Consider the following 24,101-nt stretch of genomic DNA (forward strand, 5'->3'; position numbering starts at 1 on the left):
ATAATGGAGCCCTAAATCAACTCCTTACTACTATGTTTTTGCATACATGCAGCTTACTCATTTAGTTTCGGTCTAGTTTGTAAATATAATTTCAAATCCGGACTTGAACCGTTAATAATTATATCTCGAACAATTTTAGAAAGTACCATACTATAAACTAATCCATTATCTCCATACGCATAGATAAAGTGACAATTTGGAAACTCTTCATACATTCCAATTATAGGTAAACCATCATGAGTACCACCATAAAAAGCACTTAAATAAAATTCAGGTTCAACTGTTATATTGGGAAAGAGCTTATTAAATTCATTCACTAATTTCTCTTTTTTATGGATTAATTTTGAATCTCTTTCTTGAGCAATGTTTGTATCTTCATCTAATCCACCTATAATAATCCTATTATCTGCAGTAGTTCTCATATAAATATATGGTCTCGCAGTTTCCCAAATGAGAGTGCGTTTATACCAAGAAGATAAATCTTCCACAGGATTAGTAACAATTGCATATGAGCTAATCAGTGTAGCGTTCTTTTCCTTTTTAAATTCCAATCCTTCATATCCTGCAGCCACAATTACTTTATTGGCAGTAATAGAATTGCCCTCCTTTGTATAAAAGATAGCACATTCTTTCTCTAACTTTTTGCCAACAATCTCTGTATCTTCATAAATGTGAACTCCTTTATTAGAGGCTTGTTCTAATAAACTATGTGTAAATTTATAAGGATTTATTTCACCATCATTATACGTATAAATAGCTGCACGTTTTTTAAATGGATATCTCTGTCCAATTTGTTTTTCTGATAACCAAGCCGCTTTAAAATCATGCTTATGTAAATAATACAGTTCCTTTTCTAATTTCTTTATATCCTCTTCATAACTTGCATAATATAAGCTGTCACGTCGTTTAAAGTCAGAGCAATAAGGCAAGTTTTGATCAGCATATTCAATATCATTAATAGCTTGTTCACATAATTTCATATGCTTAACTGCATACTCTTCCCCAAATGTATTTACAAGTTCAAAAAACATCTTATCACCTAAATATTGAATAAGTGCTGTATTTGTAAGGTTACTTCCATGTCCTACCTTTCTTTTATCAACGATAACAATATTTAAATCTGATTCACTCAAATAGTATGCTGATTGAGCACCCGAACTTCCTGCTCCTATTATTAGTACGTCACATTTTATATCTTCGTCCAAACGAGGATAAGAAGGTGTATTAGAAAAAGTCGTGTTCCAATATAATTTCCCTTTCTGTAAATCCATTTTAATTGCACCGTCCTAAATAAAATAGTTATATCCCCATCGGTATCTCCAAATCATTCTTACTATATACTTCTTATCAAAATTATCTTGCTATCATGAATAAAGGTTCTTATAAAACTAAAAGCCTTGTCTTAAAAAATTTTTCGAAAAAACGTCAAATAATTTTTTGTTTTTATTATAAAAAGAGCAAAAGATCTCCATTTATAGAAGATTTCTTTTACTCTTTTTAAAGGAAACAACTCCAAATATTTAACATATTACAGTATCTACTAAATAAAAGTTGCTTATCTATCGATAACTTACACATAAGAATGCATTTGTTTCACTACTTTATTAACAGAAACTTTAACAACCATTTCTTTTTCCCCTGTTCTATCAATCTTGAAACCATGAACTTTAACATCAGACGGTACTAGTGGATGATGACAAATCATATCTATACTCTTCTCAATATTTTCACTAACATTTTCTTTTCCACTTAGCCATTCATCAAGGCTACCACTTGAAAATTCAGGCATGCAATTTTCAAAGAGATAGTCTAGTTCCCTGTTATTTTTTATGGAATCACGTTGAATTTGTAGATTAACTACATCAGTTTCTTTATCCTCTATTCCTACAACAAAAATTTCTTCAACATTTTCTTGATAAATAGCAATAATAATAGATCTCATTATATCTCCATAAGGATGTACAATTACAGAATCGTAGCTGTGTATAGTCAATATGTTTTCTTGTTGAATGTTAGTTACTTGTTGGATAATAGGCTCTATTCCATGTTTAATGTCTGTTAACAATAAAACTTTTTTATTCTTTGAATTCATATGGAGCACTCCTTCTTCATTATTGTATTTATGAAACTTTTAAGCTAGTAACAATAGTTGATAATTCATTACATGTTTGTTACCAGCTTTTCCAGCGTCCCTCTGGATCAACACTTGCAAGTCTAACCCATCCATTTTGAACTTTTTCTCGAAATGTGAAATCATTATTTAGCAAACGTTCTATATATTGACTAGGCGCTTGAATTACAATTAGTAAACGAAGTGGTGAATGATACGTCTCACTATCTGACTGCATAACGGATTGCCAAGGTAAGCCTGGCAACAAATCACTTGCATTTCCCTGCATAACACCAAGACCAGCCGTTACGGTTTGGGTTGTTTTGTTTCCACTACCATAATAATGAGGAGCTACAGTTGAAGCGTAGTATTGTAGATTTATCCACTGAGCTACTGTTCCTGGTCCTGCAATAATGTTAGCTAATATATCGCCACTTTCATCCTGTTTCCAATCATAATTATGGAGGAAAGCCCTACCTTCTAAGTCACAATCCTGAGTTAATTCTCGTTGCCCGATAATAAAAGATGCATTACGAGCTAATCCCCATTCTGGACGTATTTCACTCCAATCTTCTGCAAATCGATGTGCCTCTTTACTCGCATTTTTTATTTTCGTTTTAAAATTTGGTAATTGCGTTAAACGCTCTCTATTTGCATGTTGGCTCACATTTGGCATAATCGACTCGATACAATCAAATGCTTCTTGCGCAGTTTCCGAAAGTTCTGGGACGTAAATCCATTCCAATTCATCCACTGTTGTTTTATGTTCAGCTGCTGCAAAAATGGTGTCCTTAGGAATTTTAATACCTTCAGCAGACAACGCCTCTCTCACTTCTGGAAGATTACATAAAGTAGCGAAAACTCTTGCATTAAACCCTCCCGCTGCTCCGCCACACGCACCACACTCAAGCGCTGCAGCATAAGGATTGTTCGTACTTTGACTACTGTGGCCGCACATGACAACTAAAGGAGCGAAACCTTCTGTTAATCCCACCATTTTTAAAGCTTGACGCACATAGTTCACTTTTTCTTCTTTAGTAAAACCGATAGGTATCTCACCCTTTGTGTCATGAACATGATTAAGCGAAAATGTTGTATCAGGTTTTTGTAACATAGTTTTACGAAGGTTACGAATGAAACCACCAACTCCTCTTGGGACAAAACTTCTTGTCACCATCTGTAGACCAAGTAAAGAACCACTTAACTCAGGTAGCGCCATACTTGTCAGTACGTTCTGTTTCATCGTTTTAAATGTATAACGTACCGAGCTGCCTACCCTCTTACGTTGCTCATAAGATTTAAGTTCATTTTCATTTGTGAGCTCTTTTATTTGATGTTTCGGTTTGAGTATAACTGGCAAAGAAGGATGGTTGTTATTACTACCTAGTTCACTAGTTGCAATTGGTAATCCAAAGAAACCAGCTATCCCAAATGTTTCAAACGGACCTAATTTTTCAAGATGGCGACGAAACGGTTCTGAACGTACATCGATACAGAATGCTAATTGAGCTAATACACGCTTTTTATCATCGGTTGCACGTTGTTTAGAAGCAATCTTCTCCCTTAATTGCTCTGCATGCGTTTGTTCCCAAGCTTCCAGCCAAAGTTTTCTGCGAATATTTTCATCAAAACGATAAGCGAATACTAATAATTCACTTTGTTCAGCAGCAGGCATTTGTAACCATTCCCGTGTTGAAATATTCCCCCAATAGATCCAAGAAGCTATAAGTGGGACGATCGAAACTTTTTTCTCAACCTTTTGATTTTTTAAAGGTAAATAAGGTTTTGCAATAGCCAGCTCCATAGAAATTCGAACTGCTAAATATTCTATGAGAAGTTCCTGTTCCTGAATTGATTGTTGTGAGCGCCATCGTATCATTCCTGCCCACCCAGGCAAAGAAAGCAAGTGCCCTTCAAGGTAAGATTGTATGTTAGATTCAGAAATTCCTAGTTCAGATAATGCTCTCGCTAAAGCTACTTCGGCATCTTGTGGCCAATCTTTTAAAACTTTACGCTCATTTTTACTGAGCGCTGGATCAAATTTAATAAGGTGTTGCCATGCACGATAAAAACCTTTCTCTCGATTTGGCATCGTCCAACTTGATCCGGAGTCATCAAGATATAATTTACACCATTTAATGATATGATAATTAAGAACATCAGATAGGTTTTCACTATTTTGATTCTCTATAAGCGAACTTATTGGCTGCATAACAGAGGCTTTCATACTTGCTGTATTTATATAACTCATTTCTTCTGCCAATTTATTTACTTCTGGCGATGCTAATAGACCAGAAGGTAATTTTTCTAACTTTAAAGCTGCTTGACAAAATCGCTCTGCTTTCTCTCGCGGAATATGAAAAGATTGTGAATCCAGCCAACGAGACAAACTCATTTGTAAAAATGATTCCTCAATCTCACCTTTCGCTTTTGCCGAATGAATCATGGAGGCACTAGGATAAATATCCACATTACGAGCTTCTTTTAACCAATTTGCGACTTGTTCAAATGATTGCTTTTCAAGTCCCATCCAAGGGTGATGAGCTGCAAACGTAGAGATAGGCCAAAGTGGTGCAATAACTCGGCTAGCAGATGCCACTAAATCATTTATATTATTTTCTTGCATATCAATGTTTGTATCTTTCTTTAATATTGACGGTATGCTCATCACGAATTACCTCCCTTTGATACATAATGTTTCAGATAGCTTGGGTGACTTTCTACTGACTTTCGTCTCGCCTCACCTACTCGAACTAACCAAAGATAAAGTACAGCGGATAAAGTAGAAGATTGATGACGAGTAACGAAAGTACTAATAACACTACTAAATAGTAAAATACATATAACAAAGATAACGGCTGGAGCTGAAGGTTGAACACTTTGATAAATATCAGTATGCAACCATTTATAAAGAGAATTATGAACAGTAAAGTAAATGAGAGAAAATCCAATCAAAACAATTAAGCCAGCAATTCGTCCCATTCTTCCCTCTCCAAAAACAACAAGCTGTTTCCATGAAAAGTATAGTGACCATCCTAAGATTAACGCACTAACTAGTTGATACCCCTCTCCAGAAGTCATAAACCAGAAAGTAATTGCTATAAATAATCCTAAAACACGCCCAACTATAATCCATAAATTGGACATCTTTTCATTAGACTGATTCACTACCCCAAAACGTTGCACTGAAGAACCAGCTTGTAAAAATAGTGTAGCTTTAAACAAACCATGTAAAATTAAATGAATAACAGCCGCTAAATAGGCGCCTAATGCACATTGAATAAGCATAAATCCCATTTGTGCAATAGTTGAACCTACTAGCTGACGTTTATAATCAACTTGGACTAAACTAATTCCTGTACCTATTAAGACAGAAATACTAGAGAAAATTAGTAAAATTATTTGTGCAATATCATCATGAAAAAGAGGTGAAAATCTAGTTAACATGATACCGCCAGCATTTACTAAACCCGCATGCATAATAGCAGAAACAGGAGTTGGAGCAACAGCAGACTCAATTAACCATCTCTGAAAAGGCCATTGTGCTGCCGGAATCATCACAGCTACTATAATTAATAAATTGATTACTGTTTTTTCCAATCTTCCATGTTGCACTAAATTTTCATTCGTTAAAACTGATGTTAACTGCCACTGTCCAGTTATTTGAAACAGCCAGATTATAGCTAATAGTAAGGCAATCCAACTTATTGCAAATAAATATCCAGAGATTTTTGTTGCTTCACTAACTACTTTCCACCCTTTATTTAGCCCTATAAGTAGAACCAATCCTATAAGCGTTGCTCCCCAACAAATAATCATTATACGAAGGTCATCACTCAACCATGCAACTGAAGATATACTTGTAGTAAATGTAAAAAGTGCAAAGTATTTTCGATATGAGCGATCCCCCATTAAGTAACGTACAGAAAATCGCTGAATAATTAAGCCAATTGTAAGAACAAAGAAAGACATGAGCCAAGCTAAAGTATCTAGATGCCAAGGCCCCACAACTCTATCTCCATTGTTATTAACAAGTGCAAGTAAAGAAACCAATGAAGGCAAAGCAGCGATACCAATATGGATATGAACAAAACGTAAAGGTATCCTTGCATGTAAAAACAATAATCCACTTAGCCAAGAGGCACTAAGTGCCATAAAAAATAAAGTTAACAGTGTTGATGAACTTAGCGAAATTAACATATTACATACTCCCTTCCAAACGAAAATAACCTATAAAAATTCCTTTTAATTTCAATTTTCATTCACTCTTTTTAGTGCATCGTTTTTTCCCATAAAAAAAACCGACAACTTCCATAATTCAATGATTTTATATCATCATTGAATTATGGAGATTGTCGGTTTCACTTCAACTAACTTCAATAAAGTTTTTTGAAGAGCTCCCATTTTATAGAGGATAGTAATGTATGTATTACTCCTATTAAAAATAACAGTATATCTCTGATCTCCTAGATTATGCAATCAATATATCAATTTATGTTATGCGCTATCTTTCAATTAAGAAACTTTTTCATTTAGTCAATATTACATATTAAAAAAATGCTAAAGCCTTAATTATAGCAAACAGTTAAAATAAGCATCTATTAATTTTTTAAAACAAATATAAGATAAACTATATTAAGCAGTTTGTCAATTTATTTATCAGTTTTTTTTGAGCGTTATTCCAATTAAAATTCAGTATACGTAAATAATTTCAAGTTTTTAATTATTATCATGTTAATAAATTTAAATAAAGTGCAAAATTTTTAGGCTTCTTAATTATCTCCCACTAACCCTACGGTGATTTTAATTTTTAAAATTTTTCCTCAAGATTATGAAACAATTTAAAAATCATTACTCGTTCACCAGTACGGGAGCTTATATCCGTATGAAAGCTTTTCACTTTTTCTCCAGTTAATTCTAGAATAATCTCTTTCAAATCTTCAATTCCAGATTCAACTAGCTCCGAACGATTTTTCTTTATCGTTAGCATACCGTCTTTCGTTTCGCAAACCGTATATTCAGCCGGCGTTAAAATACCTTGTAAATTTACGATAATCATATCCCGTAATATATCTGTCTTAACGGATATAGACCCGCGTCCTAGGTAGTCCTTTTCCCAGTGAGTAATTGCTTTGCTTATCTCTGATTCAATAGAGCCTTTTGAGTTTTTCATCTTTGTATCCTCCTTCAATAAAATGTAATTACATTTATAATTACAATAACAATATAATAATCTGGATTGATTTTATTTTCAATTATTGAGAAGAATTTATAGGAATCGTTGTCATGTATCCTTTAGTATTAAAGTGAATTTTTATATTGCGATATACGTTTTTTTATTATCCCCAACAAAATACTCTTACTAAAAAGGCTCTGTTGCACCGATTTCTAAAAAGGACATTCCGGAGAAAATAAGGAAACTCTTGTAACGTAATACATAAACGAAAGAGCCGATTTCTATATAAAATAGGAAATCGACTTTTGACTTAGTTATTGATTTAGTAATAAAAACACTTTTAAAAGAAATAAGCTTATGCTATAGACGTTGATCTTTCTGGAAGTTTAGTTGAAAATGATCCGCTTCATTGTATACCCCGAATTCATACCCTTTTTCCTTATAAAATTTAATAATTTCCGGAAGCGCTTGTAATGTCTGTGGTTTTTCATGCATTAGAACTACTTCCACATCTTCTGTTGTTGTACGCTTTACATTTTCTATAATTTGCTGTGGGTTACCTTTTAATTTCCAATCATTTGAATCTATCGTCCAATCCCAAACTTTTATTCCTGCTTCTACAATTTTGTTACGAATGTCCTGCCCCTTTAATCCTGGTGCAGATCCGTATGGGGGACGGACTAGTTTAGGAGTTGTACCTGTAATATTATGAATAAGAGCTAACGTTTCTTTCATCTCCGTTACAAATTGTCCTTTTTTGTATAGCTTATCACTATTATGTGTCATACTATGTGCACCAATATAATGTCCTTCTTTTACTGCTCGTTTTACATTTTCCTGAAAACCGGTATTCTGTAAATTGCTACCTTGCATAAAAAATGTCGAAGCAACATGTTGCTCTTTTAGTACATCTAAAAATTTCCCAGTTAATTCGCTAGGACCGTCATCAAATGTTAAATAAACAACCTTTCCTACTGGTTTTCCATCAGCTCTTTTCTGTTTTGCCAGTGATGTGTCCTCTTTCTTTTCTTGTTGTTGCGTATTAGCTAGCTTAATACTTTCATTAGCTCCCCCTTTCACTGGGATAGAGTTCCATTTTCCTATTAAAAAGAACGTGAAAAAGGTCGTTGCTAACACAACTCCTAGAGATAGTATTGCCTTAGTTACTACACTTGTTTTTTTCTTATTTTGTGATTCTTTCATTATGTTTCAATCCTTTCCCTACTCATTTTCATATTCATTATTTATGCAGCTAAACATTAACTTCAGCTAATATTTACAATAAATAGATTAATAGAGGAAGGTGAAGATAAAATGCAGATAATGTCGAAATTAGTTAAAGAATAGCGTATTGCATCCACTCTTTAAAAAAATATTTTTTCTCTATTACAGTTAAATTTGAAAACTGGATATACATCCAAAATAAAAAATACTACTCTTTCTAAACAATATTTTTATATCAAGATAACAGCATGTTGGTATAAAGATAAAATACAGAGATGGCCGTACAATTGAAATTCTATTATAATTTTGTAATTGGAATTCATTTGAACCAAATGAAGAACTAGAAGAAATATTATTATGTGGAGGTGCCCCGATGAACCTTGTAATTAGAGAGTTAGAAACAAATGATTTAGATAATCTCCCGGAGATTGATGACAGTTTTATAGTGAATGCTCGGTTAATTCTTTCTATTTCCAAAGTAAATAGACGCATAGAATATACAGTAGAAGACATTCCGAGTTATGAAAAAAGTTATTTACAAAATCAAGATGATAATGAAGAACTGCCTTACAATGAATATATAAATAAACCTAATCAAGTAATTTACATAGCACTGTTACATAACCAAATCATTGGATTAATGGTATTAAAAAAGAATTGGAACCACTATGCTTACATAGAAGATATAACGGTAGATAAAAAATATCGTACACTCGGAGTTGGTAAAAGATTAGTTGATCAAGCAAAGCAGTGGGCAAAAAAAGGCAATATGCCAGGTATCATGCTTGAAACGCAAAATAATAATGTCGCAGCATGTAAATTTTATGAAAAATGTGGATTTGTAATTGGTGGGTTTGATTTTCTTGTTTATAAAGGTTTGGATATTGAAAATGATGAAGTTGCGATTTATTGGTATTTGCATTTCAAATAAAACTGTTTTTAGCATTAAACAAAATCAAAACCCCAATCTCTCTCTATAAAAACTGAGAAATTGGGGTTAAGTTACTTAACAATATTTTTCATTTAAAACAAGTAACTAATTAATAATCCTGCTGATAATAAGAAGCCGAAAATCGTATTTGTCATCGCTGTTGATTTCATTGCGATGCGCATATATCCAGGATCCTTTGCCCCTTTTTGGAAACTTTGAATCGCAGAAATTGGCTTTCTCAAACCTAGGAACATTACTAATGCCCAAGGGCTTATATAACCCATTAATACAATTACGGCAATCCATAAATACGCAATGAAAAAGGCTACCGCTAGTGTTACCACAGCTTTCTCTCTCCCAAGGAGGATTACTAATGTCTTTCTTCCACCTTTAATATCTTCTTCGATATCTCGGATGTTATTCGACATATTGATTGCACCTACTAAAATTCCAATTGGAATGGAAATCAATACACTTTCAATCGTTACAGTATTCGTTTGAATAAAGAAAGCAATGAGTACAAAACATGTCCCCATTAACAATCCAGAAACTAGTTCTCCAAATGGAGTGTACGCAATCGGTAATGGACCGCCTGTATATAAATAGCCAACTGCCATCCCAATTAAACCAATAACCACTAACCACCAACTACTATTCATACAAATATAAATGCCGATAAGTGCTGCTAAGACATATAATAAAAGCGCAACAGTTAAAACATTTTTTGGTTTCAATCCATGACGGACAATTCCGCCACCGATGCCAACAGAATCAGCGGTATCTAATCCACGTTTGAAATCATAGTACTCATTAAATAAGTTCGTTGCTATTTGCAGTGCTAAACATGCAAGCATCATCGCAATAAATAAAAGCCAATCAATTTTGGCAACATAAAGTGATGCCACTGTCCCTAAAATTACAGGAGAAAACGTCGCCGTTAATGTATGCGGGCGCGTCATCTTCCATATTAATTTAGCGGAACTAATTTCCTTTTCATTCCCCATAACTCTGTTCAATCTCCCTACATTTGAAGTATAAATTACTAGCAGTATCTTTCTATCTATTTCCTGCCACGCATCCATTCATTATAGCAATAAATGATTATCCTTTCTAACAAATCAACTTTTAATAAAGTAAAATTTATAAAATGAAACTTTAATCAGTAGGAGTTTTGTCATCCCCACTGATTATTAGTGCATATGGATTGGGCTTTTATGGGCAACCCTCCCATTTAAAATAGGCTAAAAAAGAAATTAAATTACTTCCAAACAACACCTCGCCTCTCATATTCCATTCTGTATTCAACAGCAGCTGCAATTTTAGGACTTGCGAATCTTTCCGTGATCCAAAGTCCCAAATCAACTCCTGAAGTGACCCCTCTTGCAGTGATAACATCGCCTTGATCTACAATTCGGTAATGAAGAAGCTCTGCCCCGTATTCACTCATTTCATCCTGTGCCAAATAGTGCATCGTTGCCTTTCGACCGTTCAATATACCAGAGGCAGCTAATAGCATACCTCCTGTACACACACCAGCAACGATTGTTCCTGCATTGTGCATCTCGCTAATCATTTTAGTCAAAGTTCCAAGCTCTGCTTGCTTTCGTGCCCCATGCTCTGCTTTATGATTCCAGCCACCACCAGGTACAATTAACAAATCTGGACGGTTATCCATTCGTAAAAAATCATGTAATTTAACCGTAACTCCAAACGAAGTAGTGACTTCTTGTTTTTGTTCACTTGAAACGAATTCAATCGTAAATGGAGCCCCTCCTTCTATCGCTCTGTTTAATACTTCAAAAGGTGCAAAGGAGACAAGCTCTCCAAAGCCATCAAACAATACAATTTGTATTTTCATTTTTAGAACACATCCTATGGTTTCTTATTTGAATCCCAAACTAGGAGAATACATGTTATGTACAAATTAATAATGAAGATAGTCTTTCTCCCCTCAATCTATAAACTTCTAAATGTTCTTCTAATTCCCTCTCATCACTTATTACACTTAGCGTTTTCTTCACAAAATTCCAATTCAAACTACCGGATAACCATAACAAGGAAGAAAGTCTCTTATAATCATTTGGTGTTAAAATATTATGGGCCTTATACCCTACTAAAAATGCACTAGCAACACTTGAACATACTTCATGAGACTGTATTCCTTCTGTTTGAGAATACCATTTTATTAAAAAGGCTAGTCCTTCAATGCGGTCTACATATCCAATTGATTCAAAATCTACAATTCCTTTTACCTGTTGATTTGAGTCCCATAAAACATTCAAAGGATTTAAGTCTGTTTGTACGATAAACTCTAATTCACTCGTATATGCGCACTCTATATGATATTTAGCTAGATTTATATACTCCCGTACATCTTTACATGCGCTAGCCTTACTTTCTAACATATTAATAAACTCAACATACCCATCTAAATGAGATTTCTTTTGAAAAATTGAACTTTGAAATGTACTAGAAATATCATGTATCTTTCTTGCCTTCTTTCCAAACAATTCTGCGATAGATTCTGTGCAGTGTGTAAGATGCTCTCCTTCAATCCAATTAGACAATATAAATCGGTACTGTTCATCATTCCAAGTGACTAATGTAAATGACTCCCCTGACTTATTCTTGTTAATTTGCATAAAAGGCATTCCATGCTCACGTAAATAATACGTAAAGCGTACTTGCTCTTTCAATTGTTCATTTGATAACGCTCCAAAAGCTGGATTGATTATTCGCTTGCTATTCATAAACCGTGCGGAATATCGCTTTCCATTTACCATAATTTTATAGTGTAAATCTGTATGCCAGCTATTTTTATGTAATTCTTCTTCTACCATTAGTGTATGGATTTCTTTAAAATAACTTATTAATACGTCTCTTATTATTTGTTTCATCCTTTTTCCTTTCATCTGAAAAATTTTTATTACACACTACTTTTATGATTACTATCTCGATTACTCTAAAGACCAAAATTTTATTCATTGTTAATGACCAATATTGTTCTATACATATTTAATAGAGGCATACTACTATTCTAACTATATCATTCTCACATAATATTCTGTATTCGTTGAGATAGTTGTTATAAGCCAATGCAATAGTGACTATATATAGAAAAAAGAGCCAATCCCCTATCCAATAGAAGATTGACTCTTTCCTTTATTTACTCCCCTGTTTCAGAAAATCGCTTTATACGTTCTCCAATTTCATCGCGAACACGTTGAAATTCAGACCATTCTTTTCCTGCTGGATCATCAAATCCCCAGTGAATACGATTCACATGCGGCGGAGTAGATGGGCATACAGCATCCGCATGACTACAAAGCGTAACGACTAAATCAGCACTATTTAAAATGTTTGCATCAATTATATCTGATGTTTGATTTGTTATGTCGATATTTACTTCGTTCATTGCTTTAATTGCGTTTGGATTCACTCCGTGTGCTTCGATTCCTGCAGAATATACATTCCACTTATCTCCTAAATATTGTTTGCCCCATGCTTCTGCCATTTGGCTTCTGCATGAATTTCCTGTACATAAGAAATAGATTGTCTTTTTATTTTCCATGTTGTTTTCCGCCTTTGTTTTTAAATTATACTGGTTGGTCATTAAAATATTTACGCTTAAACCAAAAAGCGACGTTTACAAGTGCAATCATGACTGGGACTTCAACTAACGGTCCGATAACAGCTGCGAATGCTGCGCCTGAATGAATACCAAACACACCAACTGCTACAGCAATCGCTAATTCAAAGTTATTACTACCTGCTGTAAATGCTAGCGTTGTTGTTACCGGATAGTTTGCACCAATTTTTCTTCCCATAAAGAAAGAAACAAAAAACATTACAATAAAATAGATTAATAACGGAATCGCTATTCTTACTACATCTAGTGGCACGCTAACAATCATCTCCCCTTTTAAAGAGAACATAATGATGATCGTAAATAGCAATGCAAGTAATGTAAGTGGACTAATTTTCGGTATAAACACCTTTTCGTACCACTGTCTTCCTTTAAACTTAACGAGTACAAAGCGTGTCAACATACCTGCTATAAAAGGAATTCCCAAATAGATAAATACTGATTTTGCTACTTCTATCATTGTAATATCGACAATAGCACCTTCAATCCCTAACCATTCTGGAATTATAGTTACAAATACGTATGCATAAACTGAGAAAAAGAGCATTTGGAATACCGAATTAAAAGCAACTAAACCTGCCGCATACTCTTTATCTCCATCGGCAAGATCGTTCCAAACAATGACCATTGCAATACAACGTGCTAATCCAATCATAATGAGACCAACCATGTATTCTGGTTTATCAGGAAGAAAAATAATTGCTAAAACAAACATAAGTACCGGACCAATAATCCAATTTTGTACTAAAGATAGAACTAACACTTTTACATCTTTAAATACTCGGCCCATTTCCTCATAGCGAACTTTCGCTAACGGTGGATACATCATTATAATTAATCCAACAGCAAGCGGAATAGACGTCGTTCCAACCTGCAATGTATTCAGTCCGTCTACTACACTAGGAAACACAAACCCTAAACCAATCCCAACAGCCATCGCTAGAAAGATCCATAGTGTTAAATATCGGTCTAGAAAAGATAAACGTTTCATTTTATTTCCCATCTCCTATTAACAACAAGAATTTTTAGCTACCTCATTTGAAGTGGTGCAACAAGATGACTCTTCTATTTTGTGAACATCACTATCTGCTTTTGTATAAAAGAACTCCCACTCATTACCATCGGGATCCGTTACCCAAAACTTATCTTGTACTGCATAGCAACAAGTCGTATCCATCTCATCACGCGCAAAGAAACCTTCTTTTTCTAATCGTTCTTTATGTAATATAATTTCTTCAGCTGTATCCACTTGGAAACCAAAGTGATTTACCTGATTTCCCTTCACTTCATCTCGCACGTTCAGCGTGAAATTAAGTCCTGGCGTCTCTAATAAAAATTTTGCATAATCTGTTTTCACTTTAACTGGTGATACACCAAATACCTTTTCATAAAATTCAATAGACTTCTCTAAATTCGTAACGTTTATACCGATGTGAACATATCTCATACCTTATTCCTCCTCTTTATATATCATTAATCAATTTTTTTTGATTAATAAATTAAAATTTTAACAGCAGCTACCTTTTCCTGTTTTTCTAAAGATACAACATAATTCTTCTGATAATAAATTATTTACTTCCGCATCATTTAAATCATAATAACTCCACGTACCTTTTGTTTCTTTTACAATTAAACCTGCATCTAATAAAATCTTTAAATGATAGGACAACTTAGATTGCGTCATTTCAAAAATCTCTGTTAAATCACATACACAAGTCTGGCCTCGCTGGCAAAGTTCATACATAATCTCTAAACGCTTTTGATCCGCTAATGCTTTGAATTTTTTCTCATAGAGCTGAAAATCTTGTGCCATTTTAGTTCCCTCTCCCTTCATCAACTTTTTTTGATATTTATAGTATATACGCTGATTAATTTATTATGCAACTAATTAATCAATTTTTTTGATTTATAAAAACTTCCTCACATCATATCTTTGCTACAACTAAAAAGGGCCATAGCCTTTTCAAAAATAAAAAACTATGGTTCTTTTTACAACTTAATAGTTACAATATTTCCGAGGAATGGAGTCTCTATAACTGTTTTCAATTTTAATTTGACCATTATAGAGTAGTGCCCCATCACCATCAAGCTAAGAAAAACAAATACCCCCAAATGAAAAAAATTGATATAACTCTTCGGCAAATAAAGATAACTCTTGTTTTTGGTGCATATTCATAAAAAGCACATTACTATTCTCATTAACATAAGAGAATAGTAATGTGCTTTTAATTTCAAAAATAGTCTAAATCCTTAAGTTGATGGTTGTGGGGCGGGACCCCAATAAGAACGGTATCTAAGGCTGTATGAGAGGTGTTAGTTCCATTCCAAAGGCCTCAGCCAACGATTAACTCAAGTACCGATTTCGGATGACCCCCATGTGATGAAGTTCGTGTCCTGCTATGCCGTACGCGAGGGCGCGCGCCGTAATGCTTAGGTTGTTGGCTGTGCCCTTGCGGGTCCACGCCTCCGCCGGTAGCCCGCGCAGCAATGTGATCGTTGATTGCCGTACGGCCCGGTAGTCTTCGGCCAATTGCGCGGTTGTCCAACTTCCGAAAGGAGGTATGAACAAGTCCTGATCGAAACCAGTCAGAGGCGTCTGATCCCCTCTTGCGAACCGGAGCAGGCGGTAGGTCATGACGCGTTCTGAGTCTGCAATGTGGCCCACGACTTCTTTCAGCGTCCATTTTCCTTCCGCATACCGATACGCGTACTGGCTTTCGGTCAACGATGCCAGGAGCTCGGTCATTTGCTTTTCCTGGGCGAGCAGAATATCGATGATTTCACCGTCCGGTACCAAACGGATATATTCGCCGGAGTTCCCGGCGTATTCTTCTTCTGACGGTCTTTGATTCATGCGTAGTCACCTCTTTATGTAGATATAGAAAATTATAGCACTCGTCTATGTCTAATAAATTCGCGAAATGATAGAACTTCCCTTCTAATAATTGAGGAGAAGCAACTATTTAGTTGGTCGGTCGCCACACTATCCTGATTCGTTAGCACAATAATCAATGCTAATCAATAATGCATAAAAATTATCTGTTATACAATATTTCGAAGGTATTAATATATAAAGGTAACACCTTCTTTTTTTAATTTAAAGATGAATTTTCAATTATATTTTGAAATGAACCGGAGTAAAATACACTAGTCTAACTACTTTTTTTATACTCTATTAACAAGGCAGTTATAGCATCCTGGTTTAGCGTTAAGAATGTGAATATATTCTACTTCTTTATTATCAAAAATTTCATCTATATTTTCTCTTAAATTTACACCTTCTGTAACCCTTGCTTCTACAATCATTGAGTCAGCATTGTAGCCGCGTACAGATAGATACCTATGATGTAACATATGCGGAATTTCATTTACATCTAGCTTAGCAGTAGTTGCTCCCTTTCGTATAAATATAGGACCACTTGCTTTATAAGGCGAATTAACACTATGATATTGGTAATTCAGTAAAATTACCTCTTCTCCTACCTCTGCATCCTTCAAACTTATCCTGCAAGGATATCCAGGATTTTTATTTGCTATTATTTTGACTGCCCCGATACTTTTTAATACTTCTTCATTCATTAGAAATAGGTTATTAAACTCCTTCTCTTGTAACGCAATGATTTGAAAGTTATTTCTCATATTCTATCCCTCCTTAATTAGTTGTTATAAAGCATTTCACTAATGATGCTACCACTAAAGTTCATAAAACTTGTTCAATAATCCTGCCCGTTTGTTGAGGAGTGAATTAAAAAGCTTACAATTCTATAACAGAGAAAAATGGCGTATTATTGTTCAATACAAAGTTGTTTACTTTTAATCAATCAGTAATGATTTATCGAAAAATACGATGAGTACAAAGCACTCTTGTTAATTCATGCTATCTTTTGTTAAAGAACGTGAATTCAGTCAAGTTCTTGGTTTACGGTATTTCCACTATGGAAAGCACGGAATTGACTCGGTGAAAATCCTGTATTTCTTTTAAATGCATTATAAAAGCTAGATACACTTTGATAGCCTGTTTGATAACCAATCTCTGTACTATTAAAGACCGTTGTCAAGAGCAGTTCCTTTGCTTTCTTAACTCTGATCCTTTCTAGATATATTCGAGGAGTATACCCTGTTCTTTCTTTGAAAATCCGATTTAAATGAAAACGACTAACTCCTACCCTTGATGCAATTTCATTTAAAGACATGTTTTGAACATAATTATTTTTTATCAATCGCATAGTATCTTCCAAAACGCATTCGAACGGGTCGTATATTTTTATATTTAGATCTGATCGGCATCTTTTGCATGGGCGATAGCCTGCCCTTTGAGCTTCGTGCACATTTGAAAAAAAGGATACATTTTCATAATTAGGAACCTTAGACTTGCAAGAAGGCTGGCAGAAAATTCCAGTTGTCTTTACTGCGTAAAAGAATATCCCGTCATACGCTAAATCACATGATACTGTTGCTTTCCACATGGTATCTCTAGAAAGATTATTTTGATCCTTCATTAGATTTTAATCCTCCCTTGTAGGCGAAAATCTTATTACTCAAAATCATATAAATCGCATATATAGCCACGACAATTAACGGAACAAATATATACAATTGAAAAAATGGAATCACCAGCAAACATAAAATGAAAGAGATTAACGATGCCCACCATGCCAGTGTGTTCTTCCTAAATAATTTAACGCCTGCTGCCATTGAAAGAACATAAACTATAATCCCAAGAGAAGTCGGTATAAACAAAATATCATCAAACGTTAGTGACAAAGCTTTTGTCACTAACACACCTGCTACCGAATTGCGTTAGGCTGGCTACAAAAGCATTCGCTGTCCCTGTACAAATAATTAAAGCTAAAACAGCTGTAACGACTTTGGCACCTCCGCCTACTGTATCTCCCATTATAACACCAATAGGAGACAGGTTGCTTTCTTGACTGCCATACGTGGCCGTTCCAATAGTGACAAGGCTTAGCGCTAAAAATAATAATCCAATGACAACTGCACTAATAACTGCTCCTTTGACAATATCTTTTTCTGGCCTTTTAAAGTGCTCAGCCAGATTACAAATCGCCTCCCAACCGAAAAATGCCCAAAAGATAACCGTTATAGCGTTCCCGACAGAAAACCATCCATTTGGAACAAAGGGAGTAAAATTCCCCCATTGTATTCTTGGAAACGCCACAAATACAGCTGACGCTAAAAGGATCAGTAATAAGGAACTTAAAAACACTGCAACTTTACCACTAACATTTACGCCGTAATAATTGGAAACACCTGCAATTACCAAAATAAAGACGGCAATTATAATTGTTTCAAAATGCGAAAATCCAAATGCCTGACTGACGTAAAAAGCACCAGTTAAAGATACAATCGTTTGACCAACTGCTGCTGTTACAAAGTAAAACCACCCAACGATATTGCCAAGATGATATCCAAAAGAATTTCTAACAAAGGTTGCTGCTCCACCGGAATCAGGATATATCCGTGCCAAACTAGCAAAGGAATAAGCAAGCGGAAAACTAATTATAATAACGATAAACCAGGATACAATAGATGCAGGGCCCGCTATTGAGGCCGTTACCCCCGATAAAAAAGGACACCTGATCCTAGAATAGCTGAAATGTATAACGCAATTCCTTGAAATAATCCAATGGCTTTATTGTTCATAATCTCCCTCCTTTTTATAGCATTTAGTGTACTAGTAAAGGGGGGGGAATTCTTCTTGTTTTTTGCGGTTTAATTCGTTTAATAAAACAATCAAAAGCATTTTTATTATATTTCTTCTTCAACAATCTAGCCCAATTGTTGAAGAAAGTAGCCTGTTCCAATAAAGAACTTTATTGTTCAGTAAACAACTTGTCATGAAACCATAAAACGAACCGAAATTTTTCTTAAGAGTAGAAAATTCGGCTCGCTTTATATTGGAATTTGCTTAGCGTATATTTTCGTTAAAATGTGAGCGGGATCCCATGCCCATCAAGCTAACATTTTATAGTACCCCCAGAACGAAATTTTGTACTATCTTGTAACAAAATGCTCATTTTTTCGTTTTGAGGTATTGGCGTTTCTTAGTCTGATGATGATAGGGGGACCCAAAACAGTACGATTTTATTTCAAAGACACAACGATCTTACTACACACTTTTTATTTATCCCACACTCTCATCTGCTAGTATTACTATTTTTTATTACTAATGTTGCCGTTTCACTCGGATGGCTAAGAGGAAAATGATGGCCATATGGAACAAAATCAACCTTACCAAGATGCGATGGAGCAGAATAGGCTCTGTCATAATCCCCCCAAATAATGTGAAGATTATACTTTGTTACTTCATTGGAATCACCTTGATCGTTTTTCAGTAGTAAACTGTTAAGCTGAACCGTAGTATTTAAAATTCTAGGAGAAGTAAAACTGTTAATTATTTTTTCAATATAATGTTCAGGGATGCTCTCCATACTTTCAAACAAACCATTACTTAATAAATATCGCCCTATCAAATTAGTAGTTGCCAGTTTTAATGTCCATTTGTTCATAAATTGAGGAACATTTAGCGATTTAGCATTTTTTTTAACAACAGGTGGCTGAAGTAAAGTGATTGAATACTTCTTATCTATGTACTCTTGTACCAACGCTTCCAGAAGAATAAACGCACCGAATGAATGGCCAATTAAATGTGCACCATTAGTAGCTTTCTCCAATAACTTTTTCACTACATTCAAATAGATATCTAGAAGATTTTTCTCTCGTTTAAAAGGAGAACGTCCCAAACCTGGAAGATCCAGGATCCATACAGGTTGACCAGTTTTTTCATGAAGCTCTTGTGCTAAAGGAAATAAGTCCTCTCCATCACTCAATAAACCATGTAATAATATAAACGGTTTACCCTCTCCTTGTAATTGGTAAAGGGTAGTGTTATCGCATAATGTTCGTTTAAATAATTGATTATGTTGGCCATTTTGATACATCATTCGATAATCCAGATCAGCTACTACGGCAGGGAAAAATTTCATTACATTCGTCTCCTTAAACCAATCTCCTCCCATAATTTTTTTCGCTGAAACATTTGAAAATTTTCGTTTTGTAATAAAATTCAGTCCATCAGAAGGAATTTTTGTTATTTTACTTACTCCACTATTCATAATTGCTTTCATAAGTGGCATTGGGACAGAGATTTTTGGTGCCCTCATATTCATACTTTCCGACATAATACTTAATAATTCAGCAATGTTCTGATCGTACTGTTTGTCTTCAACAAGTGTATATGTTTGAATAGTCGGTTGCTCCAATCTGAAAACCTGCACAATAAACTTCGCAAGCTCATCGTTTGAAATAAGTGGTAACCTATATCCCTTACCTCCAGGAATCACTGGCATGAGCCCTCTTCGCATACTCATCACAAGCAAACCTAATCCCGCTATCTGCTCTGTACTCCCTGTTTTACTACTACCGACTACAGTTGGCGGATTAATTACAGAAAGCGGATAACCTACTGCTGCTGCCTGGTGACGGATATAAAGATCTGCTAAAAATTTTGTTCTCTCATATGGATTTTTTATTTTCAAATAATTGTTTCCTTCTTGAAACACATCAATTGCAATCTTGCTATTTTTATCATCAAAGGGACTCATATAACCTACAACATGAATAAATTGTTGCAAGCCCTTCAATTGATGAATACTTTTAGCTAATTCACTAATATGTTTGGCACCATTTAAAAATACGGAAGCTGCCTCTTTACTTGTCGCTTGAATATCCATGGGGCCTCCTGCGTGAATAATCACATCCGTTTTCAATACCCTCTCCTTATCTTCAGCACTTAGACCTAAATCTATTTTCGTCAAATCACCTTCAATAAAGTGCATAACTTCCTTTTTTAAGATGCCTCTTTCTTGAAAAAGGCGTATTGCTTTACTTTTCGACCTCACTAAAAGAAGAATTTTAACATCCTCTTTGGCTAATTCTTTCACTACTTGCTTTCCAATAAAGCCTGTTCCACCAATTAAAAATACTGTTCTCATATAAGATCTCCTTTTTAGTACTAATCAGTACTAATTTGATGTAAAAAAAATGCTTCTTTTATCGAAGCAATTTTAAAAAATGATCTGCTGTTTTCGTGATTACAGTTGCATCCTTCAATGTTTCTGAAATAAATAACGCTCCTTCAAGATTTGTAATAAAAAGTGATGCAACCTCATCAATATTAATCGTATTTCTGAATTCTCCATTCTCTACCCCTTGTTTAAGTAATAGAGAAACTTTCTTTTGTAATCCTGTAAAAAAAAGACCTATTTTTTCTTTTATTTGCGTGGCCTGTTTAGGACTTTGAATATAAAGAGTAATAAATGGACAGCTCCCCTTATACTCTCTCGACTGAACTCCTTGTGATAATTGCTTTAAAAACAGTTGGATACGATCTTCAACTAAAAATTGGTTCTGAGAAAGTATGTCATCAATTGCAGATTGATACATTTCAATCCAATAATCAACGACTCCTTCTAATAATACTTCCTTATTAGAAAAGTGATAATACACATTAGACTTTGAAACTTTGCTTACACGTACTAATTCATCCATACTTGTATAAGCAAACCCTTTTTCTAAAAATAATGTTGCAGCTACTTCAATCACACGTTTTTGATTCATTAATTTTATCTTTGTCATAACTAGAACTATATAGTACTAATTTAAATATTGCAAGTATTTATGTTAATTTTCAAAAAAGTTTGATTAAAAAAGTTCCACTAACATTGATTTTACTGCAAAAAAATCTTATTTTAAATAAAGTTGAACTGAACCCCGAAATCGTTAATTTACTATCGTCTAATAGGGGGTCACCATACATGCCCATCAACTTAAGAAAAAGAAATGCTCCCAAAATGAAAAAATGAGCAGCTTCTCAGAATAACTATCTGTAGAGAAAGAAAATTTTAATTTAGGGAGATATGAAATATTAGTTTGATGGTGATGCGGCGGTACCCCATATAAAGAAATTTTAAACATCTTAATCTGCCTTTCTTTTATGTAAATATGGGAATAACGAAATTACCCCAAGGATAGCTAAACAAGCTCCAATCCATAGCGGAGATACAAAACCATATCCTTTACTGATCCCAAGACCACCTAGTGACGAACCAATAACAATACCTAGCGTAATAAAAGAACTATGAACGGTATTTATCATTATGCCATTACTAGCTGTCTTCATCACCCTCGCAACCATAGCTGGATTCAATGCTACACCAGTTAAACCAATAAAAATCGTAGAAATCACTGCAATGTATTTATTCTCTGCACTTAAAGCAAATAAAGACAACGCTATGATTAATATAATTAGTCCACCCATAAGTATTTTCATTGTAAATTTATCAGCGAACTTGCCAATTATTATATTCCCAATTACCGTCGCACTACCATAGAGAGCAAGTAAATATGGAATACTTGCACTTGAAAACCCTGTAACATTTGTAAAGATAGGAGTGAAATAACTAAATGCTGCAAACGTACCACCAATAATGAACATACTTGTTACGTACGCTGCCCAAAGATGAATATTCTTAAATCGCAGAAGTTCGTCTTTCCAATTTAATTGCTCTTTATTTGAAGATGATGGTAACAACCGTTGAATCATAATCCCTGATACTAACACAAGAATAGAAACAGCCCCAAAACTAATACGCCAGCCAAAATATTGCGAAATAACGGTTGTTATAGGTAAGCCTAATACAGTTGCGAACATTAAACCTGCAAGTACAATTGATGCAGCTTTTCCCCTTGAATCAGAGTGAACCAATGTTGCAGAAAAGGAAATCGCAACTCCAAAAGCTGAAGCTGAAGCAATACCAGTTATAATACGTGAAATCATCATAATATCATAGTTCCAAGCAATAGCTCCGAGCGATTGACCAATTAAAAATACGAACATTAAAAACAATAATGCTTGTTTGCTGCGCATTCGTAAGAGGATTGCAGTTAAAATGGGGCCTCCTATTACCATTGCTCCTGCATAAGCTGAAATTAAATACCCAATAGATGCTACAGAAACCTGGAATGAAAGAGCAAGTTCATTCATCATACCTGCAACCATAAATTCTGATGTAGTCATACAAAAGATTGCTAAAGCTAATAAATAAATAATCGATGGCATAAAAACACTCCTTATTCATTATTGTAATGATCGGTACAGAAATAGTGCAAAAAAAGAGCGCACTAAGCGCCACAAATAGACTCTATTGTTCCTTTGATAACTTGTTCAGACAACATCCGATTTTGCATCGATACATTAAGAACACGGAATCCGTAATAACTGCTTAAAAGCAGACTAGCTAATTCCTCAGCTGATTGCTTCTTTGAAATTTCACCTGTTTGCAATCCTTCCTCCATCACTGTTTCAATAGCTTGTTTAAGAAGTTCAACATGCTTCGAGAAAATTTCTTGTACCATTAAATCGTTGTTAGCACGTTCTATACTGGCATTAATCAATAAACATCCTTTTTGATCCATATTCTCAAAGTCTTCTTTCAATGCCCATTCAAAAAAATTACTTAATCGTTCTTTAACTGGAATTGGAGTATGTAACAATTTCTTTTGTTCCCTAATCCCAATTTCATGGTAGCGTTCTAATACTTGTTTATACAGTTCATGTTTACTACCGAAAGTATTGTATAAACTTCCTTTTCCAAGTCCTGTATCACTGCATAAATCTTGTGTAGAACATCCTTCATATCCTCTTAACCAAAATGTTTTCATTGCAACATCTACAATTGAGGAATAATCAAACTCTCGGGGTCTGCCGCGTTTATTCAATCGTATCCTCCTCTCATTTTAAAGATAACATGAATAGAATACCCCTTTTTGTACCACTCAGTCAATAATTTTGTTTTATTGTTACTGTAAAATTAAATTTGATTATTTTAGATTACGAATAATTAAAAATAGCCCCCTTATTCAATTTGCCTAGCGAAAAAATCACGTTTTAATAGACTTCTTTAGTATGCCTATCTTTCTATAAATTACTAGT

21 protein-coding genes and 1 pseudogene are annotated in these 24,101 nt (G+C 34.5%); 1 reads left to right on the plus strand and 21 read right to left on the minus strand.

All coding sequences use genetic code 11. The features are described 5' to 3' along the window. Positions 1-53: 53 nt before the first annotated feature. The 6 genes from ACS2FK_RS13565 to ACS2FK_RS13590 all read right to left on the minus strand — a co-directional run bounded on the left by ACS2FK_RS13565 (position 54) and on the right by ACS2FK_RS13590 (position 8,489). Positions 54-1,271, minus strand: a complete 1,218-nt coding sequence (locus ACS2FK_RS13565; protein WP_063547848.1) for an NAD(P)/FAD-dependent oxidoreductase — start codon at positions 1,269-1,271, stop codon at positions 54-56. Between the two features lie 299 nt (positions 1,272-1,570). Continuing rightward, positions 1,571-2,092 (minus strand): hypothetical protein, encoded by a 522-nt coding sequence (locus ACS2FK_RS13570; RefSeq protein ID WP_063547850.1) that lies wholly within the window; start codon positions 2,090-2,092, stop codon positions 1,571-1,573. A 79-nt stretch (positions 2,093-2,171) separates the two neighbouring features. Further along, a complete protein-coding gene (locus ACS2FK_RS13575) occupies positions 2,172-4,778 on the minus strand; it encodes a DUF2309 domain-containing protein (RefSeq protein WP_063547852.1) in 2,607 nt (868 codons plus the stop codon). Next, complete coding sequence (locus ACS2FK_RS13580; RefSeq protein WP_063547854.1) at positions 4,778-6,310, minus strand: NADH dehydrogenase subunit 5; 1,533 nt, start codon at positions 6,308-6,310, stop codon at positions 4,778-4,780. The genes ACS2FK_RS13575 and ACS2FK_RS13580 overlap by 1 nt, the downstream gene beginning before the upstream one ends. 610 nt (positions 6,311-6,920) lie before the next feature. Further along, positions 6,921-7,283 carry a DUF2294 domain-containing protein gene (locus tag ACS2FK_RS13585; protein ID WP_000798162.1) on the minus strand — a complete coding sequence of 121 codons (363 nt, stop codon included), beginning with the start codon at positions 7,281-7,283 and terminating at the stop codon, positions 6,921-6,923. Positions 7,284-7,646: 363 nt separating this feature from the next. Next, positions 7,647-8,489 (minus strand): polysaccharide deacetylase family protein, encoded by an 843-nt coding sequence (locus tag ACS2FK_RS13590; RefSeq protein ID WP_063547855.1) that lies wholly within the window; start codon positions 8,487-8,489, stop codon positions 7,647-7,649. 394 nt (positions 8,490-8,883) lie between these two features. On the opposite strand from ACS2FK_RS13590, the gene satA reads away from it, so the two are divergent. Continuing rightward, entirely contained in the window at positions 8,884-9,441 is a 558-nt protein-coding gene (gene satA / locus ACS2FK_RS13595; RefSeq protein WP_063547856.1) for a streptothricin N-acetyltransferase SatA, read from the plus strand. 92 nt (positions 9,442-9,533) lie between these two features. Here the strand turns inward: satA and menA are convergent, their stop codons facing one another. From menA to ACS2FK_RS13670, 15 genes and pseudogenes are all read right to left on the minus strand, one after another. Then, positions 9,534-10,445, minus strand: a complete 912-nt coding sequence (menA, locus tag ACS2FK_RS13600) for a 1,4-dihydroxy-2-naphthoate polyprenyltransferase (RefSeq protein ID WP_063547857.1) — start codon at positions 10,443-10,445, stop codon at positions 9,534-9,536. A 254-nt stretch (positions 10,446-10,699) separates the two neighbouring features. After that, positions 10,700-11,299 (minus strand): DJ-1/PfpI family protein, encoded by a 600-nt coding sequence (locus ACS2FK_RS13605; protein WP_063547858.1) that lies wholly within the window; start codon positions 11,297-11,299, stop codon positions 10,700-10,702. 55 nt (positions 11,300-11,354) lie between these two features. Beyond that, complete coding sequence (locus ACS2FK_RS13610; RefSeq protein ID WP_063547859.1) at positions 11,355-12,338, minus strand: phosphotransferase; 984 nt, start codon at positions 12,336-12,338, stop codon at positions 11,355-11,357. Positions 12,339-12,607: 269 nt separating this feature from the next. Further along, entirely contained in the window at positions 12,608-13,012 is a 405-nt protein-coding gene (arsC, locus tag ACS2FK_RS13615) for an arsenate reductase (thioredoxin) (RefSeq protein WP_023522410.1), read from the minus strand. A 25-nt stretch (positions 13,013-13,037) separates the two neighbouring features. After that, on the minus strand, positions 13,038-14,078 hold the full coding sequence (gene arsB / locus ACS2FK_RS13620; protein WP_063547860.1) for an ACR3 family arsenite efflux transporter: 1,041 nt from the start codon (positions 14,076-14,078) through the stop codon (positions 13,038-13,040). Between the two features lie 18 nt (positions 14,079-14,096). Next, positions 14,097-14,534, minus strand: coding sequence for an ArsI/CadI family heavy metal resistance metalloenzyme (locus ACS2FK_RS13625; RefSeq protein ID WP_023522412.1), 438 nt, complete (start codon positions 14,532-14,534; stop codon positions 14,097-14,099). 60 nt (positions 14,535-14,594) lie between these two features. Further along, complete coding sequence (arsR, locus tag ACS2FK_RS13630) at positions 14,595-14,900, minus strand: arsenical resistance operon transcriptional regulator ArsR (protein ID WP_000046014.1); 306 nt, start codon at positions 14,898-14,900, stop codon at positions 14,595-14,597. Between the two features lie 531 nt (positions 14,901-15,431). After that, positions 15,432-15,941 (minus strand): DinB family protein, encoded by a 510-nt coding sequence (locus ACS2FK_RS13635; RefSeq protein WP_063547861.1) that lies wholly within the window; start codon positions 15,939-15,941, stop codon positions 15,432-15,434. A 311-nt stretch (positions 15,942-16,252) separates the two neighbouring features. Beyond that, positions 16,253-16,726 (minus strand): DUF1203 domain-containing protein, encoded by a 474-nt coding sequence (locus tag ACS2FK_RS13640; protein ID WP_063547862.1) that lies wholly within the window; start codon positions 16,724-16,726, stop codon positions 16,253-16,255. 263 nt (positions 16,727-16,989) lie between these two features. Next, positions 16,990-17,586 carry a bifunctional transcriptional activator/DNA repair enzyme AdaA gene (locus ACS2FK_RS13645; protein ID WP_063547863.1) on the minus strand — a complete coding sequence of 199 codons (597 nt, stop codon included), beginning with the start codon at positions 17,584-17,586 and terminating at the stop codon, positions 16,990-16,992. Beyond that, a pseudogene (locus ACS2FK_RS13650) lies at positions 17,570-18,751 on the minus strand (APC family permease). Before ACS2FK_RS13650 ends, ACS2FK_RS13645 begins: the two are co-directional and overlap by 17 nt. Before the next feature lie 494 nt (positions 18,752-19,245). Continuing rightward, positions 19,246-21,102: an alpha/beta fold hydrolase gene (locus ACS2FK_RS13655; protein ID WP_063547864.1), complete on the minus strand. Its 1,857-nt coding sequence runs from the start codon at positions 21,100-21,102 to the stop codon at positions 19,246-19,248. Between the two features lie 58 nt (positions 21,103-21,160). Next, positions 21,161-21,727: a TetR/AcrR family transcriptional regulator gene (locus ACS2FK_RS13660; protein ID WP_001072312.1), complete on the minus strand. Its 567-nt coding sequence runs from the start codon at positions 21,725-21,727 to the stop codon at positions 21,161-21,163. 358 nt (positions 21,728-22,085) lie between these two features. Next, positions 22,086-23,228, minus strand: coding sequence for an MFS transporter (locus tag ACS2FK_RS13665; protein WP_063547866.1), 1,143 nt, complete (start codon positions 23,226-23,228; stop codon positions 22,086-22,088). Positions 23,229-23,290: 62 nt separating this feature from the next. After that, entirely contained in the window at positions 23,291-23,887 is a 597-nt protein-coding gene (locus ACS2FK_RS13670) for a TetR/AcrR family transcriptional regulator (RefSeq protein ID WP_063547868.1), read from the minus strand. Positions 23,888-24,101 lie beyond the last annotated feature (214 nt).

Origin of the sequence: Bacillus cereus group sp. BceL220 (assembly GCF_051776965.1) — a bacterium.
GTDB lineage: Bacteria > Bacillota > Bacilli > Bacillales > Bacillaceae_G > Bacillus_A > Bacillus_A cereus.

Coding starts and splice junctions, on each gene's coding strand:
- ACS2FK_RS13565 (WP_063547848.1), bottom strand. CDS start 1,271: ATGGATTTACAGAAAGGGAAATTATATTGGAACACGACTTTTTCTAAT.
- ACS2FK_RS13570 (WP_063547850.1), bottom strand. CDS start 2,092: ATGAATTCAAAGAATAAAAAAGTTTTATTGTTAACAGACATTAAACAT.
- ACS2FK_RS13575 (WP_063547852.1), bottom strand. CDS start 4,778: ATGAGCATACCGTCAATATTAAAGAAAGATACAAACATTGATATGCAA.
- ACS2FK_RS13580 (WP_063547854.1), bottom strand. CDS start 6,310: ATGTTAATTTCGCTAAGTTCATCAACACTGTTAACTTTATTTTTTATG.
- ACS2FK_RS13585 (WP_000798162.1), bottom strand. CDS start 7,283: ATGAAAAACTCAAAAGGCTCTATTGAATCAGAGATAAGCAAAGCAATT.
- ACS2FK_RS13590 (WP_063547855.1), bottom strand. CDS start 8,489: ATGAAAGAATCACAAAATAAGAAAAAAACAAGTGTAGTAACTAAGGCA.
- satA (WP_063547856.1), top strand. CDS start 8,884: ATGAACCTTGTAATTAGAGAGTTAGAAACAAATGATTTAGATAATCTC.
- menA (WP_063547857.1), bottom strand. CDS start 10,445: ATGGGGAATGAAAAGGAAATTAGTTCCGCTAAATTAATATGGAAGATG.
- ACS2FK_RS13605 (WP_063547858.1), bottom strand. CDS start 11,299: ATGAAAATACAAATTGTATTGTTTGATGGCTTTGGAGAGCTTGTCTCC.
- ACS2FK_RS13610 (WP_063547859.1), bottom strand. CDS start 12,338: ATGAAACAAATAATAAGAGACGTATTAATAAGTTATTTTAAAGAAATC.
- arsC (WP_023522410.1), bottom strand. CDS start 13,012: ATGGAAAATAAAAAGACAATCTATTTCTTATGTACAGGAAATTCATGC.
- arsB (WP_063547860.1), bottom strand. CDS start 14,078: ATGAAACGTTTATCTTTTCTAGACCGATATTTAACACTATGGATCTTT.
- ACS2FK_RS13625 (WP_023522412.1), bottom strand. CDS start 14,534: ATGAGATATGTTCACATCGGTATAAACGTTACGAATTTAGAGAAGTCT.
- arsR (WP_000046014.1), bottom strand. CDS start 14,900: ATGGCACAAGATTTTCAGCTCTATGAGAAAAAATTCAAAGCATTAGCG.
- ACS2FK_RS13635 (WP_063547861.1), bottom strand. CDS start 15,941: ATGAATCAAAGACCGTCAGAAGAAGAATACGCCGGGAACTCCGGCGAA.
- ACS2FK_RS13640 (WP_063547862.1), bottom strand. CDS start 16,726: ATGAGAAATAACTTTCAAATCATTGCGTTACAAGAGAAGGAGTTTAAT.
- ACS2FK_RS13645 (WP_063547863.1), bottom strand. CDS start 17,586: ATGAAGGATCAAAATAATCTTTCTAGAGATACCATGTGGAAAGCAACA.
- ACS2FK_RS13655 (WP_063547864.1), bottom strand. CDS start 21,102: ATGAGAACAGTATTTTTAATTGGTGGAACAGGCTTTATTGGAAAGCAA.
- ACS2FK_RS13660 (WP_001072312.1), bottom strand. CDS start 21,727: ATGAATCAAAAACGTGTGATTGAAGTAGCTGCAACATTATTTTTAGAA.
- ACS2FK_RS13665 (WP_063547866.1), bottom strand. CDS start 23,228: ATGCCATCGATTATTTATTTATTAGCTTTAGCAATCTTTTGTATGACT.